At 62.4% G+C, this 16,747-nt stretch carries 16 protein-coding genes; 7 read left to right on the top strand and 9 right to left on the bottom strand.

Annotation, left to right across the window (positions count from 1 at the left end; translation table 11 throughout):
* Positions 1 to 224: 224 nt before the first annotated feature.
* On the bottom strand, positions 225 to 395 hold the full coding sequence (locus tag ACNJ7K_RS01540; protein WP_183070820.1) for a hypothetical protein: 171 nt from the start codon (positions 393 to 395) through the stop codon (positions 225 to 227).
* On the opposite strand from ACNJ7K_RS01540, the gene ACNJ7K_RS01535 reads away from it, so the two are divergent.
* The 5 genes from ACNJ7K_RS01535 (at position 394) to ACNJ7K_RS01515 (ending at position 5,504) form a co-directional block, all read left to right on the top strand.
* Positions 394 to 597, top strand: a complete 204-nt coding sequence (locus ACNJ7K_RS01535) for a hypothetical protein (protein WP_060651576.1) — start codon at positions 394 to 396, stop codon at positions 595 to 597. The two genes, ACNJ7K_RS01540 and ACNJ7K_RS01535, sit on opposite strands and share 2 nt — an antisense overlap.
* A 78-nt stretch (positions 598 to 675) precedes the next feature.
* Positions 676 to 906: a DUF4177 domain-containing protein gene (locus ACNJ7K_RS01530; RefSeq protein ID WP_487041072.1), complete on the top strand. Its 231-nt coding sequence runs from the start codon at positions 676 to 678 to the stop codon at positions 904 to 906.
* Between the two features lie 133 nt (positions 907 to 1,039).
* Positions 1,040 to 2,728: a DUF262 domain-containing protein gene (locus tag ACNJ7K_RS01525; protein WP_487041071.1), complete on the top strand. Its 1,689-nt coding sequence runs from the start codon at positions 1,040 to 1,042 to the stop codon at positions 2,726 to 2,728.
* A 430-nt stretch (positions 2,729 to 3,158) separates the two neighbouring features.
* Positions 3,159 to 3,890 (top strand): HNH endonuclease, encoded by a 732-nt coding sequence (locus tag ACNJ7K_RS01520; protein WP_487041070.1) that lies wholly within the window; start codon positions 3,159 to 3,161, stop codon positions 3,888 to 3,890.
* A 1,125-nt stretch (positions 3,891 to 5,015) separates the two neighbouring features.
* Positions 5,016 to 5,504, top strand: coding sequence for a DUF2510 domain-containing protein (locus ACNJ7K_RS01515; RefSeq protein WP_120282013.1), 489 nt, complete (start codon positions 5,016 to 5,018; stop codon positions 5,502 to 5,504).
* A gap of 16 nt (positions 5,505 to 5,520) precedes the next feature.
* Here the strand turns inward: ACNJ7K_RS01515 and ACNJ7K_RS01510 are convergent, their stop codons facing one another.
* The 8 genes from ACNJ7K_RS01510 to ACNJ7K_RS01475 all read right to left on the bottom strand — a co-directional run bounded on the left by ACNJ7K_RS01510 (position 5,521) and on the right by ACNJ7K_RS01475 (position 15,157).
* Positions 5,521 to 6,291 (bottom strand): replication protein, encoded by a 771-nt coding sequence (locus ACNJ7K_RS01510; RefSeq protein WP_487041069.1) that lies wholly within the window; start codon positions 6,289 to 6,291, stop codon positions 5,521 to 5,523.
* Between the two features lie 238 nt (positions 6,292 to 6,529).
* Positions 6,530 to 7,411 carry an HNH endonuclease gene (locus ACNJ7K_RS01505; protein WP_487041068.1) on the bottom strand — a complete coding sequence of 294 codons (882 nt, stop codon included), beginning with the start codon at positions 7,409 to 7,411 and terminating at the stop codon, positions 6,530 to 6,532.
* 97 nt (positions 7,412 to 7,508) lie between these two features.
* Positions 7,509 to 9,380, bottom strand: a complete 1,872-nt coding sequence (locus tag ACNJ7K_RS01500; protein WP_487041067.1) for a DNA/RNA helicase domain-containing protein — start codon at positions 9,378 to 9,380, stop codon at positions 7,509 to 7,511.
* 125 nt (positions 9,381 to 9,505) lie between these two features.
* A complete protein-coding gene (locus ACNJ7K_RS01495; protein ID WP_120282017.1) occupies positions 9,506 to 10,543 on the bottom strand; it encodes an HNH endonuclease domain-containing protein in 1,038 nt (345 codons plus the stop codon).
* A gap of 415 nt (positions 10,544 to 10,958) precedes the next feature.
* A complete protein-coding gene (locus tag ACNJ7K_RS01490; RefSeq protein ID WP_487041066.1) occupies positions 10,959 to 11,456 on the bottom strand; it encodes a PLL family lectin in 498 nt (165 codons plus the stop codon).
* A 120-nt stretch (positions 11,457 to 11,576) separates the two neighbouring features.
* The gene (locus ACNJ7K_RS01485) at positions 11,577 to 12,830 is read right to left on the bottom strand and encodes a M12 family metallopeptidase (protein WP_487041065.1); all 1,254 of its coding nucleotides are present in this window, start codon (positions 12,828 to 12,830) and stop codon (positions 11,577 to 11,579) included.
* Between the two features lie 105 nt (positions 12,831 to 12,935).
* The gene (locus ACNJ7K_RS01480; RefSeq protein WP_230840498.1) at positions 12,936 to 13,091 is read right to left on the bottom strand and encodes a hypothetical protein; all 156 of its coding nucleotides are present in this window, start codon (positions 13,089 to 13,091) and stop codon (positions 12,936 to 12,938) included.
* A 209-nt stretch (positions 13,092 to 13,300) separates the two neighbouring features.
* Positions 13,301 to 15,157 (bottom strand): DNA/RNA non-specific endonuclease, encoded by a 1,857-nt coding sequence (locus ACNJ7K_RS01475; RefSeq protein WP_487041064.1) that lies wholly within the window; start codon positions 15,155 to 15,157, stop codon positions 13,301 to 13,303.
* A gap of 328 nt (positions 15,158 to 15,485) precedes the next feature.
* Between ACNJ7K_RS01475 and ACNJ7K_RS01470 the strand changes: the two genes are divergently transcribed.
* Complete coding sequence (locus tag ACNJ7K_RS01470; RefSeq protein WP_106200267.1) at positions 15,486 to 16,451, top strand: trypsin-like serine peptidase; 966 nt, start codon at positions 15,486 to 15,488, stop codon at positions 16,449 to 16,451.
* Entirely contained in the window at positions 16,439 to 16,708 is a 270-nt protein-coding gene (locus ACNJ7K_RS01465; RefSeq protein ID WP_487041063.1) for a carboxypeptidase-like regulatory domain-containing protein, read from the top strand. Before ACNJ7K_RS01470 ends, ACNJ7K_RS01465 begins: the two co-directional genes overlap by 13 nt.
* Positions 16,709 to 16,747 lie beyond the last annotated feature (39 nt).

Genomic DNA, 16,747 nt, shown 5'->3' with positions numbered 1-16,747 from the left:
AATCCCGTGTAACGACAGAGTTACTCGCGACGATTCTCCATTGTCCGGCTCGAAGTGCCGGTATCCAGAAGGAGATAGATCATGTCGTGGAGCGTCGGTACTTCTGTTCGTGCTGCAGGAGCCGTCTTGACGGTTGTGGGGTTGGCGGCAGGTCTGTCGGCCTGCGGCTCGGATTCCGAGTCCACGACAGAATCGGCCTCGACTTCCGTGACATCATCGGTGTCTCAACCGTCTACGACGACCCAGGCACGTACGTCGGCGGAGACCACGACGAAAGCGCCCGTGAGTTCTTCCACCACCGAGCTGCCTCCTGCTCCTGTAGCTGCGCCGAGGACCACCACGTCGTCGGCTACGCCTGTCCCGACGACGGTTCCCATGCCGAACGTGGTGTGCATGAATCTTCAGGACGCGCAGAACCTTATTCAGGAGCTCGGCGTCTTCTACTCGCGTAGTACCGATGCGACCGGTAAGGGACGGAACCAGGTACTCGATGCGAACTGGGTCGTGGTCGGACAGACTCCGGGCGTAGGTGTTCCGATCGGTGAGGGTGACGCGGTGCTCTCGGTTGTGAAGCTGACCGAGCCGAATCCCTGCTGATTCGACATCGAATGTAAGAGCCGGGGTCGTGCTGACCTGTGACGACCCCGGCTCGGGTATCAGAACAATGGGGTTGATGTGAATCCTTTGATCAAGTGGGAATATCTCACCGAGTCGATCAGTGTCACCGAGCGGTGGAACCCGAAGAAGCAAGCAGAGTCGCTGCAAAACTTCAGCGACCGCTTGAACGGTCTCGGGGCACAGGGGTGGGAAATGATCAGTTACCAGAACATCCCTTTGATGGGCAATCTGACGGGGAACGTGAAGGGTCAGCTCTACCTTGCGATCTTCAAAAGGCAATTGGCTTAACGGGCGCGGGGTACCTCGTCGCGGATCTTGCAAAGCTCGCCATCGCTGTTGTGTGCTGAGCTGATCCGCTGATCTATGTAGCCTTGGGGGGCTGCATCATTGAGTCCGCAGCGCATGCTGCATGATGGACGCCATGCAACAGCTCGAGGCGCGTGAAGTGCCGCTGAACAAGGTCTTCTGTGGCGACTACGACTTCCATATTCCGGAGTATCAGCGGCCTTATGCATGGCAGGTCGAGCAGGCCGGCCAGCTGCTCGAGGATCTTGTGGAAGCGATGGAACGCGGCGGCGACGAGCCTTACTTCCTCGGATCGATCGTTCTGGTCAAGTCTCCGAATGCGGCGCGCGCAGAAGTCATCGATGGTCAGCAACGTCTGACCACATTGACGATCCTGCTCGCGGTGCTTCGCGACTCCACGACGAACCCGGAACTTGCGAAGCAGATCGATGCGATGCTTCAAGAGCAGGGAAGCCTGATGCTCGACCTCGAAAGCAAACCGCGGTTGGCGCTTCGAGCCAGGGATCGCGAGTTCTTCGCCGAGCACGTCCAGTCGCCGGGCGGGATCAAGCTTCTTGAATACGTCAAGCCGGGAAATCTGAGGACGGACGCGCAGCGCGCCATCCATGGAAATGGTCGCGCTCTGTTCGGAACGATATCCGAATGGGCCGAGGATCGGCGGCTTCAACTCACGAAAATGCTTGCGGCCCGAACCTTCCTCGTGGTGGTTACTACTCCGGACCTTGCGAGCGCGCACCGCATTTTCAGCGTCATGAACTCGCGCGGTTTGGACCTGTCAGCGGCGGACATCTTCAAAGCGCGGGTCGTCGGCGACGTGGCAGAGAGTCGTCGCGACGAGTATGCCGATCGGTGGGACGACGCTGAAGAAGCTTTGGGAACAGACGACTTCGCTGACCTTTTCCTGCATATCAGAACGATTGTCGTCAAGGAACGTCCCAAGAAGGAGTTGCTGAAGGAGTTCGAGGAATCGGTCCTCTCGTCCTACATTCCCGGCAAGGGAGCGGAGTTTGTCGACTCTGTCGTTGTGCCGTACGCCGAGGCATATGGCACCTTGCGGGATCAGAATTACACCTCATCGTCGGGTGCGGAGGAGGTGAACCGCTGGCTGAAGCGATTGGATCAGCTGGACAACGGCGATTGGCGTGCACCTGCTCTGTGGGCGTTGAGAAACAAGAGTGATGACCCGGAGTTCCTCAACAGCTTCTTCCGCTCCCTCGAGCGACTCGCGGCAAGCATGCTCGTCCGGCGCGTGTATGCGACTCCCAGAGCCTCTCGCTACATCCAGTTGCTGAAAGACCTTACGGCCGGCCACGGTCTCGATTCGCCTGCGTTCGAGTTGAGTGGCGACGAGGTCAAGGAAACCGGAGATCGCCTGCGTGGCGAGATCTACAAGGTCGCTCCCGTGCGGAAGTACGTACTTCTCCGGCTCGATGAATTGTTGTCGAATGCGTCCGGAGTCTCGTACGACCACCCGCGCATCTCGGTCGAACATGTGCTCCCGCAGAATCCGAAGGTCGGGTCGGATTGGACGAAATGGTTCACTCCTGCGCAGCGCGAGTTCTGGACTCATCGACTCGGCAACTTGGTGCTGCTGAATCGGACGAAGAATGCTTCGGCAGGAAACTACGACTTCGACCGCAAGAAGACCCAGTACTTCACGGCGAAGTACGGCGTGGCGTCCTTCGCGATCACTACTCAGGTCCTGCAACAGAAAAAGTGGACGGCCGACATTCTTGAGGAGCGTCAGGAAGAACTCGTTGGTCTGCTGACAAAGGAGTGGAGGCTTGAAGGCGGACTGTGGTAGTCGTCGCAGACGAGCGATCGAATCGTCCGTTCATTAGACAGCGCGCTGGGACCTACTGAGTTCTCTGGTCCCGTTGCGTGCGGCTTCGCGCTGAATATCGATCTTGTTTGTGCCACGGACGAGTGCGGATAGCATTTGATCAGGAGGTAGGAAAGTGGTGAATCGCCGGGGTATGCACAGCCTCAGTGACTTTCTGGAGCCGTCGGACCAATCACTCCGCATGGAATGGCGCTCGGTTCTGGCCAGGCAGCCGGTAACGCCAGGACAGAGGCAGGTGAACTTCGTGCCCAGCGAAGTCGTCCTCTGCTTATGTGCCTCATTACTTGTCGACCACAGCCGGTTCGGTAGTGGCAGTGCACATCGTGCGGGCTTCCCGGTGCAAGAACTTGCAGCCCTGTACAAACGTCCACCGACGAGCATCCTGGCAAAGATGGCGAACCTCGACGGGACGCGTAGCAATGGTGGCCGACATGAACTCGAAGTATCGGCCCGAATGAGTTCCGACAGCGAGCTGTTGCAGGATGTCTATCTTCGAATTCTGCGTGCGGCTCGGGCAGAAGGTATTGATCGTGATCCATTACCGGATTTCCTAGAGCTGGAGCACGGAGGAACTCTCTGGCTTGCAGGTCAGGAGGAACTCGTTCCGAGTGAGATCGAGTCCGAGTTGGAAGTGACGATCGAGAAATGGGCACGTGACCGCACGGATATCCCGATCGAAGTAACGCAGCGCGTACTCACTTCAACGGTGAGAATCGGACAACACCGCTTCGCCAGAGCTGTTATGGGCAACCACGGCAATCGTTGCGTTTTTTGCGGGATGAGCAGCGTCGTCGGTGGGCAACGCTGGCCGAGAATGCTCACGGCCAGTCATATCAAACCGTGGCGTGACAGCTCGGATAAGGAAAGGCTCGACCATCTGAACGGGTTGGCTGCCTGCCCCACCCACGACGTCGCTTTCGACACTGGATTGATCACAGTTGCCGAGGACCTCTCAATCACTTATGCGCGAGACCTGGAGCGCGCGTTGGAGGAAGAGGAGCCTTTACGTCGAGCGTTCGGGAAGCCTCCGCTAGCGGACAAATTGATTCTTCCCAGCAGTGCGGATCTGCCTAACCGTGCATATCTTGGTTGGCATCGAACCAAGATCTTCGTGGCGACTTGACGTATAAGGCGCTTCGCTGGAGACAGGCTCAACGTCTTTCAGTCGCCGCTCGAATCTGCCGAATTTACCTGCGCATCTTCGGTAGTCATGCCTTGAACTGCGCTACGGGAGTGCTGTTCAGATCAAGAACGTGTGCTGCGGTAAGGTCATTCTGGGGCCCAGTAGCTGGTTTGCCGGTCGCTGCGGTGCTGCAACCCAGGAGACCTCGATTCGTTGCTGTTCGACGAAGATCGCGCCTTGCGAATGACCGACTGTGGTGATCTTTGCGAGGTGCGCTAGAGGTCGATTCGGGAGTACGCCTTGGTCGATATACAGCAGGGCGTCGTCTCGATCGCCCTGATGCGATACAGGCCGACCGTGTTGGCGGGGAGCGCGTAGCGGACATTCGGCAGCGCTATCCACGTGCTCCAACGATGTCCGCACCCACGGTTGGCTCTGGATGTCTGGCGTAAGCGAATCAACTGGGGGCGTCCCGGCATGGTGCTCTGTTATTGGCGGTCCGTCGTACATGCCTCCACGGAACCTGGAGCCTGCGGCCACCGCAGGCGCGAGTTGTTCGGAGAGGGAGCGCGATAACCGTCCGGTACCCAGCCGAACCGTACGGTCGGGACGAACCGAACTCCCGGCGGTACAACCCGATCGCCAACGCTTCCAGTCCCTTCCGGGTATGGGAATCCCTAGCAACTGTTGCGAACGATGCCTCGAATTCACCGTCGGTTGCATGGCGTAATGCCCAGAGCGCGGGTGCAGCCGTATGAGGGGCGCGATAGGGAATTTGCTTCGCGTGGCACCGGGACAATGGGCCCAGGCGCTCGCGAAGACTTCGTTCGGTCTACCAGATGTAGTCGAGACCATCGAAGTCTTTGTGGCGCACACAGTAGATGCCTGACAGTCGGGGGACAGCGGCATTGCAGGAAATACTCAGTAGGGGAAGCCCGCTACTCCATTCGAGGGTTGAGTCAACGATCATCGGATCTGCGTCCTACCGAACGCAGGGTAACAGGCGCTGAAGGTCGCTTCCCGGAAACCAGAGGAAAGCCGCGCCACGACATAAGCGGGAAGTGGTAACAATGCCCGCTAGCATGCCGGTTAGTCCAGCAAATCCCCGTCGAGAATGGACAAGACATGAGCACGCAAGCGGGATGGTACGCAGACGGCAATAGCCCGGGCGTCGAGCGCTGGTGGGACGGAAATCAATGGACAGAGCAGACTCGTCCGATGTCGGGGCCGGGATTCGGAGCGCCGGCTCCCGTAAATCCGGAGAAGAATGGGATGGGCCTGGCCTCGCTGATTCTGGGGATCGTGGGTCTCCTGTTCTGTTTGATGCCGATCACCGGGTTCATCGGCTTCATTCTCGGCATCATCGGGCTCGCTCTGGGTCTAGCGGGTATCAGCCGTTGTCGTAAGAACAAGGCGACGAACAAGAAGACCGCGATCTCGGGCATCATTCTCAGTGCCCTTGCCGTGATCTTCGGCATCGTTGGCATCGTCATGTTCTTCACCGCCGTCGACCAGCTCGGAAACGATCTCGACCAGATCGGAACCGACCTGCAGGATTACAGCGATTGCATCAGTGAGGCAGAGAATCTCGACGAAATGAACCTGTGCGAGTAGCCGCAGTTTCGGCTCTTCACGCTGCCTGAGCAGTTCGGCAGGGACACCTCACCGCCCTGCCGTGCGCGTCGTCCGGTAGCCACCCGTACTCGTCGCACGCTCCGCACTTCGCCGGTCGGATCCGTGGAACGGACAGTCCCTGCCACATCGGTAGCCACGCGTGCGCGTATCGCATCGGATCGCTGGGGCGATGCGCAGCCTTCGCGGTCGCTACCAGCGTCGGAACGCCGTGCGTCGCGATCAACGCTTCGATCGCGGCTACGGCATCCGGCCTGAGGTACGCGAATGTTGCTGTCAGTCCGGATTCTCTACATGCCGCCGCCAACCGGGCGACCTCGGGATTGTGCGATGCGTTCGAGACCTGGGACGTGCGGTTGGTTTCCGTCCTTGGTGAATCAGTACTTAAAAGACCGCCTGGCTCTCCGATGTCCGCGTTGCCGCGGGTCGGATTTTCAGGCCCCGGCTGGACGTGCGGCTCCTCGTAGATCGTCTGAATGGTGATCCACTGGCCACGCTCGTTCTGAATCTTCTCGCGGATCAGATATCCGAGTTCGGCAAGCTCTCGGAGAGCGGAGCGGATGGCGTCGCGACCTTCCTTCGGCGACTGGCCGGCGATCGAGTCGGACCGGGTACGCCAGTCGTCCGGTTTGGACAGCAACCAGATGAGCACACCGCGTGCGCGGAAGGAGAGGCGCTCGTCGTTGATGACGGCGTTGCTGAGGATGGTGAAGTTGCTGGCCAGGCGCGGTCCACGACGCACGCCGCCAGCCAGGGTATTCTGGCCCACGTTCGACTCCCTATAAGTCGGACATCCGGCCCGTCGGGAGTTGCCGCTCCTGGCGGGCCTTCTTCACTTGTGACGCCACGCGGATCGGTGACGATCTTGAGATCTTGGCACTCCTCTGGTTGTGTGCGCAAGGAAAAACTTCGAAGTCGCTTCAGCGCAACGGTTTACATGACCACGCGGGCCGCGACATCTCTGCGGCGGTCGTCATCGGGTCTTTCTGCCGGAGTTAGGGAGCCGATCAGATCCAGCTGCACGCTTCTCTATGCCGGCCGAGCGCCGCAGCGTCCGGGCGATGAGCGGAGCTTTTCGGTACGCGAAGCCGCTTGCCGGCCAGTGCGGCGTACTCGCTGCCCGCGAGTTGGGGAGCCACTTCGATGGTGAGGTCGCTGCGCACCGTCCACAGTTGCAGGTCGAACAAGGTGTGGAGGTCGGCGCGGAGGAGCAGACCCTTGGCCACATGGTTGCTGTGCTCTCCGAAGTAGCGGTCGATATGGGCTGCTTCCAGGACCGCCTCGACGTCGCATCCGGTGACTGCGCAACCACGTTCATACGCTGCCAGCAGTGCGCGACGGAACTTGGGCTGACCGTATCGCACAGCAATGGCTCGTTGAGCGCGCTTACGGACATCGTCGCCCTTCTCGTAGGTGGGAAGGCTGGCGGGCAGCTCTACATCGACGACGGGGAAGTGGGTGAAAGCAAGATCGGCTTCCGGGCCGAACAGAGAGCGCAAGCGACTCTCGGCAGACGGGTCGGACACTTGGTTGGCTCCGGCCTGCGCCGCGAGATTCCTCCCGAGCAACTTCTGCAACTGAGCCCAGGTGGGAGATGAAACTACGTCCTCACTGATTGTGTCGAACTCGAATCGGTGGGTGTAACCGCCGGTTCGACCGTCGCTCCAATGTGCGGGCGGCGCGCTGGGAGTGATTTCGTAGAGGCCGGAAGTTGCTCGTGCGTACGCGACGAACCCGTTGCCCTGACTCGTTATGCAGAAGTAGATGTCGTCACCGGGCACAATCTTCTTGAAGTACGACGGGCTACGCACATCCCAGAAGCCATCGTCCCGCGCGTAATCCCAGTGTTGTGGCGTCTTCTCGTTGATCTTGACGATCCAGCTGGTCATTGCCCATGCGCCTTCTCAGGTTCGCATCGGGTGGGGGCATGTCCTGCTGCGGAAGCCCGTCGGGCCGTGCTCGGTGTTCGATACTCGTCGTGAGGTGTCAGTCGGCGATCAGTGCACGGAGCGCATCGCGCGTTTCGGCGTCGGTCGAGTAGATGACGGTGCCGATCATTCCGCGGGTGAGCAGCACCTTGTAGACGTTGCGGACCAACCGGTCGAAGCGCACGTCGGAAATTCGCGTGCGGTTCTTGAAGTCGGGATCGCGGTTGGCCTCTCGGACCGTGGTGAATCGTCCGTTACGCCAGACCAGATCAGGTCCGAGGATGACTCCATTCCAGTCGTATTCGAAACCTTGGGCGGTGTAGACGCAACCGACCTGGCCGAAGCCGCCGCCCTCGGTAGCCCACAACGCTGCTGGGGGAGCGTCGCCGACCCGGCGGTCGCTCTTGCTGTTCCACGGACGCGCCCAGCTGCCGATCCGAACGTCGGGAACCAGATTTCCGGCCTTGTCCGCATTACTCCACGGCCAGCAGTAGCCCGCCGTCATCCGCGCCGAGTATCCGCGCTCCCGCTGCTGGGAGAGGAAATGTTCCATCTCTTCAGGGCTGTCCGCAACACGAACGGTGAACTGCGGATCGCCCTTCCACTCGAACGGCCCTCCGTCCTCCAGATCGAGCAGCCGTTTCACCCACAGCAGATACTCTTCGCTACCCCCGCAGCGGAACTGTTCTCCCAGGTGGATGTGCTGCGTCTCGAGCCCGAGCGCGGCTGCATAACGTTCGATCTGTGCGAAAGACCCCATCTCTCCGGGGCGTACCACTTGGTGCTCGTCGAGAAGGAAGACAGGGACGCGCGCGGCCGCAATGAGTTCGTCGACCTGCGGTCGGTCTGTGCGGAGCTCGGCTCGGGTGTAGCGGTCTACGGAAGTTTCGCGAATGCGGTGGGCCTCGTCGAGGATGAGGACGTCCAACCCATTGCGATCTGCCGTCATGAATTGGTTGAAGTACTTGAACATCTTCTGCACGCGCGGCGCACGGTGCCCCGCAACCTTCCGGAGGGTTTGCGTGAACGATCGAGACCCGGTCGCGTGTAGGACGGTTCGTCCACGCCGAGCGAGCTCGCCGAGCAGTGACAACGCCACCACGCTCTTGCCGCTGCCGGGACCGCCGGTGACGATGATGACGCGCTTGCGATCGGCGGCGCGTGACTGCTCGACCTCGTGGAGTACGAGGTCGACGGCGAGCTGCTGGTTTCCGAGCAAATGAAACTGGGGGCGGTCGCGTACTTCTGCGGCGGCAACCTCGAGGAGTTGCCGGGAGGGGGCGATCGCCGACTTCATCAGAGCGTCGCCGGCGGAATAGCCGGGCGCAGGGGCGAGACGGCTCCGAAGGAACGCAATCATGTCTCCGCGCTCGGCAGCGGTGAACATGCGTCCCGTGACGCTCATCGGATAGGAACGCAAATCGGCGACGGCGCTCTGATCGGTGGCGTTGTGGAGGTAGGCGATACCGGCAAGAGCGTCGGGTTGATCGGACACCGTGCGGGCGAAGTCCACGAGATAGTCGCAGTACCCCTTCACCTGTGCGGCCGGGTGCAGCTTCGGTCCTCCGGGCATCCCGGCTACCTCGACAAGTTCGGGGTTGTCCTCGTACCGCCGCGCTGCCGACCATTGCTTCAACTCGACGACCACATACGAAGCTGCACCGGTCTGCGGATGCGTCCCCGCCAGGACGACGTCGGCACGCTGGGACGTCAGAGGAAGGTGATATTCGAGCAGCATCTCGACGTCGTCCAACCCGGCGTCGACGAGGTCGCGAGCGAGAACGGGCAGGCTCCGTGCCCAGGACTTCTGCTCGGATTCTCCGGCGCGTCGTCCCGTGCGAAACAGCATCTGTTCCAACAACTGCTCCGCGAGCGATTCGGGACGATCGAGGTCGACGATCCGGCGGGCGGTAGTACGAAGCAGCGTCACAGTCAGGTCCCCAAGGCAGCACGAATCCACTCGTGCGGGTGGGGGCATGTCCGTAGCTGCTCATCGCAGCGGAAGTCCGTCGGGCCGCAGACAGAACTATATCGGTGAGGGTTGCCCCAACTCGTTCAGGGCGAGTGCGGCTGGTACGTACCGGACGATCTCCACAGCAACGAGCCGGCAGGCAAGGCCGCATAGACGCCGTGAGCGGCCGACGCCGTCCGCTTGTGCAGAACCGGGATCCGGGTGAGGCTGGAAACGTCGGCCAAGAATTGTCGTTCCAGGGCTCGCGTCACATGGTCCTGCACCGGGATGCTGGCCGACTTGTCGAGGTTGCATCGCGCGTCGGTTGCCACCAGGTTGGCAACACCGTCGATGGGGATCATCGACCACGGCACCACGTGATCGATGTGGACTTCGGATTGCAGACGACCGTCGCAGTAGAAGCAGCGACCCGACTGCAGGTCACGGAGCGGGTCGACGAGAGCACGCAGCGCGGTGCGGTCGGTGCCGAAGAGAAAGCCGTCGACGTCCTCGGCATCGAGTTCGGCGCGGTTGAGATCGATGACATCGTGCGCCCATACGGAGCGGACGAAGGTTCTGAGCAGCACGGATGTGCGGCGGAGCCCCTCGGGCACACCTGGGCGCAGCACGATGACGGCGATCCGGTCGACGTCACTCACGGTCATCTTCTTGTGAAAGCCCGCCGCGTCGTACAGGAACTCGTCGCGGGCAGCGCTGTGGGGAACGGTCTGAAGGTGCGTGAGCGGTTGTTGCGCGATCGTCAGCCGCACGGAGCGAACGAGTCGTCGATAGACCGGATGGGCGGACTCCCGAGCTGCCTCTGCGGTGCGAAGCCCATCGGATATCAGGATGTCTCTGACCTCTGCGATGCGATCCGGGATCGAACGTCCGCGCCGGACCTGAACGAGCCGTCCGTGGCGGTGGAACGAGCGAACCTGATTCCAGTAATAGCCGATGATCCGCTGCGCGATCTCGTCGATCGGAACGGTGAGACTCCCGTCGGGAGCAGCGGTGTTCTCGACACAGATATCGACGAGCGCCATGACGGTCGCGAGTTTGTACGTGGAATTGCGGCGACCGGCTTCGAGGAGTTGCACGACGCGGCCGGCGACGTCGAGAGGATCAAGTGCCGCGTAGCTCATCCCGGCACAATATCCGCCGCTCGAGCCGTGAGGCTTTCGCGCTACGAATTCTGAACCGGAGGTCGTGCGGTGAGAGCGCTCGGTCGATGCGGTTCTTCTGTCAATCCGAATCGTTCATCGAAGATGTCCTGCGACGTGAGAGCGATCTATTGCTCGGCTCAAGCATGGGCGAGCAGCATCGTGACGTTTGGTCACTGTTTGTGGGGCGGATCCGAATGGAGACAGGGACGACGAGCGGCCCGCAATGATCGAACTCGAACCCGAATTCGATATGTAGATGATAGGGGAGTCCAGTGGGCTTCCTCGCGCGCTGAACCGGGGCTTGCCCGCACTACACGCGGGGCGAGTCTCGGTTCAGCGCGCGAGAGTTGCACGGGCGCAGGCGGCCCGGAGACAGGTCCCCGGGCCTTCTGGATTACGACCCCTTCCACCACGACGTGTACACGCGACCGTCGTTGCCACAGATCAATGCGTCGAGATTTTTAGGACCACGCGCGATCGCGGTTACCTTACGACCGGCCGGGAAAACTCCGCCGATGTTGCGCCAGCGGTCGCCGATGCCCGACCAGTCGCCACCCTGGTACCACCACGACGTGTAGACACGACCATCGTTTCCGCAGATGAACAGGTCGATGCTGTCGCGGGACTTGGCAACTGCACTTACCGGCGCACGCTTCGGGAAGATACCGCCGATGTTCCTCCACGTGTTGTTGATGCCGGACCAGTCGCCGCCTTGGTACCACCAGGAGGTGTAGACGCGGCCGTCGTTGCCCGTGATGAAGGCGTCGAGGTTGCCGGCGCTGCGCGACGTGACCGCGACAGGGGCGCCCGGAGGGAAGAAACCACCGATCGAACGCCAGCGGTCGCCGATGCCGGACCAGTCGCCGCCCTGGTACCACCACGACGTGTACACACGTCCGTCGTTGCCGGTGATGAACAGGTCGATGCTGTTCGACGACTTCGCGATCGCGCTGACCGGTGCGCCCTTCGGGAAGACACCGCCGATATTGCGCCAGTTGTTGTTGATGCCGGATCAGTCGCCACCTTGGTACCACCAGGAGGTGTACACACGTCCGTCGTTCCCGGTGACGAACAGATCGAGATTGCCGGGGCTCCGTGAAGTGACCGAGATGGGCGCACCAGGAGGGAAGAATCCGCCGATGGAGCGCCAGCGGTCGCCGAGTCCGGACCAGTCGCTGCCGTAGTACCACCAGGAGGTGTGGACACGGCCGTCGTTGCCGGTGATGAACAGGTCGATGCTGTTCGACGACTTGGCGATCGCGGTGACCGGCGCGCCCTTGGGGAAGACACCACCGATGTTCCGCCATCGATTGCCGGTACCCGACCAGTCGTTGCCCTGGTACCACCACGAGGTGTAGACGCGTCCGTCGTTGCCTGTGATGAACGCGTCGAGGTTGCCGGCGCCACGTGACGTGACGGACAGCGGTGCTCCCGGTGGGAAGACGCCTCCGATGTTGCGCCATCGGTCACCGATGCCCGACCAATCCGGGTACAGCGTGTGCACTGCGGTGATGTCGCCGCGCGACAGGCCGTTCCGTTGCCCCATCACCACACCGGGCGGTAGTGGAACTCGCGGCACGATGGTGGGTTGCCCGTTGGTGCTGAAGGCCGTCGCCGAATAGTGCATGACGGATCCGAAGTCGTAGGCACCGATGTCGTCGCCGTCCGTGATGTGCTGGTTGAAATTGTGCTGACTCGCGGGATCGATGTTCGCGAAACGGATCTCGACGAGATTGTTGCGGTCCTCGCGGCTCTGCTCGTGCCACAGTCCCAGCGCGTGGGCCATCTCGTGGACGACGGTGCCGACAGGAGCATTGGCAGCGATCTCGATGTCCTGACGACCACCGCGCATACCTACCGGTGACCGGCTCGCTGTGCTCGGACGGAACCGAACGAAGTTCGCGTGTCCCGCACGCGCGATGAACCGTACTCGGGTGTTGGCGGTCCAATGTGCCACGGCGTCCGTGATGCGCTGAGCGTTGGGGAATGCGGGGTCGACCTCGAACGGGACGGTCGCGTTCGGCCAGCGCAGGTGAGGGCCCGTGATGCCGATCCCCTCGGGACCGGCCTGGGCTGCGACCTCCTCGACCGTACCCAGCACGATGTCGCCTTCGAACACCGCCAGGCCGTCCACGTCGGCGTACTGGACTTCCCGATCACCGTCGGTGGTGTGGACGACGGCTGTGCCGGCGACCGGCCCCGACCGGTATTCGCCGGTGTCGCCGTAGTCCTCGGCGTGGGTGAGTGGTGCTTCGTCGATGGACATGGGATGTGTTCCTTCCGTGGGGTGCGAACCGTCCCGGTCGGGAATCGATTCGTTCGGTGCGGGATCCGATGGCCTTCTCCCGCAGAGGTTGTGATCGCAGAGTCGTCACGTGACCACGTCGACCGGCACTGTGAGCGGACCGGCGTCACCGGTCACCGGCACCGGTATCGACCGGGTCGACAGCAGATCGCCGACCGCGACCACACCCTCACCGACGAGGTCGACGTGGCAACGCAGCGACAGTGCCGTAGCAGCAGACACTTCCGGTACATCGAGTACGAAGGAGATACGCCCCCCGGGCCGCACTGGAATGTCTTCCATCGCGACACTCGCCAGCACAGACGCAGTCCCGTCCGCGTACGACACGTCCCTGACCTCCACCACGACCCGCGCCGTCGTGGTGGGTGCATCGGTCGGAATCGTCACGACTCCGCGGACACGCCTCACGCGTCCTCGCATCGGTTGAGCCGTCACCAGTGGATGGCGGCCACCGAATCCAATGGTTCCGCGATCGCCTCCGCCGCGACCTGCAGATCCGCATCACGCAACGTCTGCGGGAACCGCAGCAGTGCGCGCTGTTCGATCTCGATCAACGGCACCTGGAAGACCCGGAACTCGTCGAGGTCGAGCACCTCGAGCTGGTCGAGGTTCTGGCTCAACAGGAAGCCTCGGGCCTTGAGCTCGCCGTTCTCCACGAATACGAGCACCTTCCAGAACTCGCGTGGGATCTTCACCCTCCGGAACTCGCGGTCGTCGTCCGCGAACACGGGGCCGCCGAACGCCGATACCTTCAGATCGTCGACGTCCACGTCTGCGAAGACGGCGTCCTCGAGCTTGCCCCAGACGCCGTCGCGGGCGCTCTGGTTGAAGTCGTCCATCTGCGGGGTGATGTTGGTGTAGAAGAACGAGTCGGTGTTCGCCTTCTTCGCCTCGCTTGTGCTGCCCCACAGCAGGTCGGCGCGTCGTGCGAGGTGGCCACGATCGAGTCGGTTCGCCCGGTACAGCTCGTTGCCGACCTGGGCGTCCGCAGCCAGACGCGGATCCTTGACGAAGTCGATGTTCTTGCGGCTGAGATTCTTCATGGATCCGCCATCGATGTTCCACGCCACCCAGGCCGCGAACCGACGCGACCTGCGCATCGCCAGCGAGAAGTGCGTGTAGTGCAGCACCTCGGACCCGTCGTTCGCCTTCGCGATGTCGGGCTTCACCTCGGCCGTCACTTCGGGAAGCGGGACGGGCGTCGACAGGAAGTTCGGGTCGTAGCCGACGTTCGCGACCGCCTCCGCCGAGGCCGGCGGGGTGAGGGTCACGCCCAGTTTCTCGAAGACGGACTGCGGCAGGCACGCCAACGCGTGCTCGTCGGAGTTGCCGTTGGCCTCCCCGGCGAAATGCAGACCGGCCAGGACCGTGGTCGCCGCGCCGGGTCCGGACCGGAACATCCATGCTGCTCCGGAGTCGCCGCCGCTGCTGATCTCACCGTCGGCTGCGGGGTGCTTCGGGTCGGGTCCGATCTCGAACCCACCGATGGACTTCGTGCCGACCCCTCGATACGTGATCTTGGCGATCACATCGACACGACGCACCAGGCCGTGGGTGATGCCGGTGGTGCGACCACTCTTGATCACCTTGTCGCCGAGCTCAGGTTCTCCTATGGCGTCCGGCACGACGCCGAGCCCGCAGATCTCCGGATCGAACTGCCGATCCTCGATCGTCGCCACGGCACAGTCCCCGGCCGGCCCGAGATGCGACCGCACGAGTCGTCCTACCCGGTTGTCGTCGATGCGATTGTCGTCGTGCGGACCGGGCTGGACGATCGTGTCACCCACCCGACCCGTCGCGTTGTGCAGTACGTGCCAGTTGCTGAGCATGTAGGGGGTGTGGTTGTCGACGTCGTAGACGATGCATCCGATCGTCCCGGCACTGACACTCGTGTGCCCGACGCTCACACCCGGGACGATCGGATCCAGTCGCGTCTTCCGGGGCGGCGTCGCTGCCTCCGGTACGCGATGGAATGCGGGTGCGTACGACCGCTCGATCACATCGGTCGGAACCTCCACACCGTTCACGGTGATGCTCTCGGGAAGCGGGGAGGTACCCAACGCTTCGAGAGCCTCGGGCTCCGATACCTTCTCGTTCACCGTGAACTGCACGGCGAGCTCGCCGGTGGGTTTGCCGTCCACATGCTTGTAACCGACGCCGACGGACGAGACGTTCGGATCGTCGAGGTAGCCAGCGCCCTTGGTGCGGATGAACTTCCGTAGAGCGACGGCGAGGTCGTCCTTTCCAGAGCGGGGTGTGCGCCCGTTTCCGCGATTCTTTGCAGGCATCCTGGATCCCCTTTCAACACGGCGCTGAAATGGTGGGTGGCGCCGTCGGCACGCCCCAATCGTCGCGGTGATTCCTGGGGACTACACGAGTAGGGCGCTACCCGAAATGACGGGGCGACGCCACCCGCACACGGGAGCACGGTGATTCCGTACTCGGACGATTGCCCGAGTACGACAGCAGGATCCGACCTCGCGACGTCTACTCGATTCGGCAACCCCTCGGCCACCCGAATCCGCGTAGTAGGGCACTCGTGCGGTCGGCGCTGTCCGCTTCCATCCTCGACACGAGTCCGAGTGAAACTCTCGGTCGAATTCGGAAGGAAGAACAATGACCCTTACATTCAACGGTGCCGTCGTCGTGACCGATGCTGCGGAAGAGACCTCGCCACTGGATCTCGTCGCCGCCGAGACGGTACTCGAGCAATCACCCCCATCCACCGGATCCGATTCGGGAGTGATCGATCGGACCTTGTCTGGCGTAGAGGTGCTCACCGACTATGCGGGAACCCCGCAACCCCTGGGCACCACACTGGAAGAGCTGCTGCGCCGGCAATTGCCGGACGCCGCGGAAGCGACCTTCGGTCCGGCAGAACAAGGCCAGCCGTCTCCCGAGTCCGTGATCGGGACGGACGACCGGGTGCGGATCGTCGACACTGCGGTGTACCCCTGGCGGGTCCACGCGTCACTGCTGATCCAGATGGCGGACGGATCTTTCGCTTCCGGCACGGGATTCTTCATCGGTCCGCGTACCGTCATCACGGCCGGCCATTGCGTCTTCGTTCAGGGCACCGGCCCCAGTCGCGGGTGGGTACGGTCGGTGACGGTGATGCCGGGACGGAACGGCACGTCTCTGCCTTACGGCTCGGTCGTTGTTGGTGCGGCAGGGATCCGGTCGGTATCGGGTTGGACGAACAGCGGAGATTCGAACTGGGATATCGGCGCACTGATCCTGCCGTCGAACCTCGGCTCGCAGACCGGCTGGCTCGGATTCGCGAACTACAGCGATGCCACCCTCCTGGCGACGACGGCGAACATCGCCGGCTACCCGGGTGACAAGCCGACGGGGACGCAGTGGTACCACTCTCGTCGCATGTCATCCGTGACGGCGCAGCGGCTCCGCTACGAGGTCGACACCTTCGGCGGTCAGAGCGGTAGCGCGGTGTACAGGTTGGAGAACGGCCAGCGGCACGCCGTCGGTATTCACACCAACGGTGTGTCCCCGGGAGTACCCGTGAACTCGGGTGTACGGATCACCCAGCCCGTTTTCGACCGGTTGAAAGCGTGGACCGCGTGATCCGAGGAATTGTCCGGTCTGCTGGTGCCCCGGTCCCGTTCGCCCGCGTGATGGTGGAGATGGGACCGGGGCCGATGCCCGACATCGCCATCCTTTCCGGCGCCGACGGGCGATTCGCCGTCGACACACCTTTTCGAGGGCCGTATGCGCTGATGATCTACGCGGATGAGTACCGACCGGCGCATCTCACTGCGGACGTGTCGAACCCTGAGGACTCGGTGGAAGTGGCGGTGGAACTTCGCCCCGACTCGCTCTGAGATCCGGATGGCCCCCGCATATGCATCGTGCGATGGAAG

This window comes from Rhodococcus shunpengi, assembly GCF_048381395.1.
Taxonomy (GTDB): domain Bacteria; phylum Actinomycetota; class Actinomycetes; order Mycobacteriales; family Mycobacteriaceae; genus Rhodococcus.
Note: the sequence above shows the minus strand (reverse complement) of the source record. Positions and strands in the feature narration are given on the sequence as shown.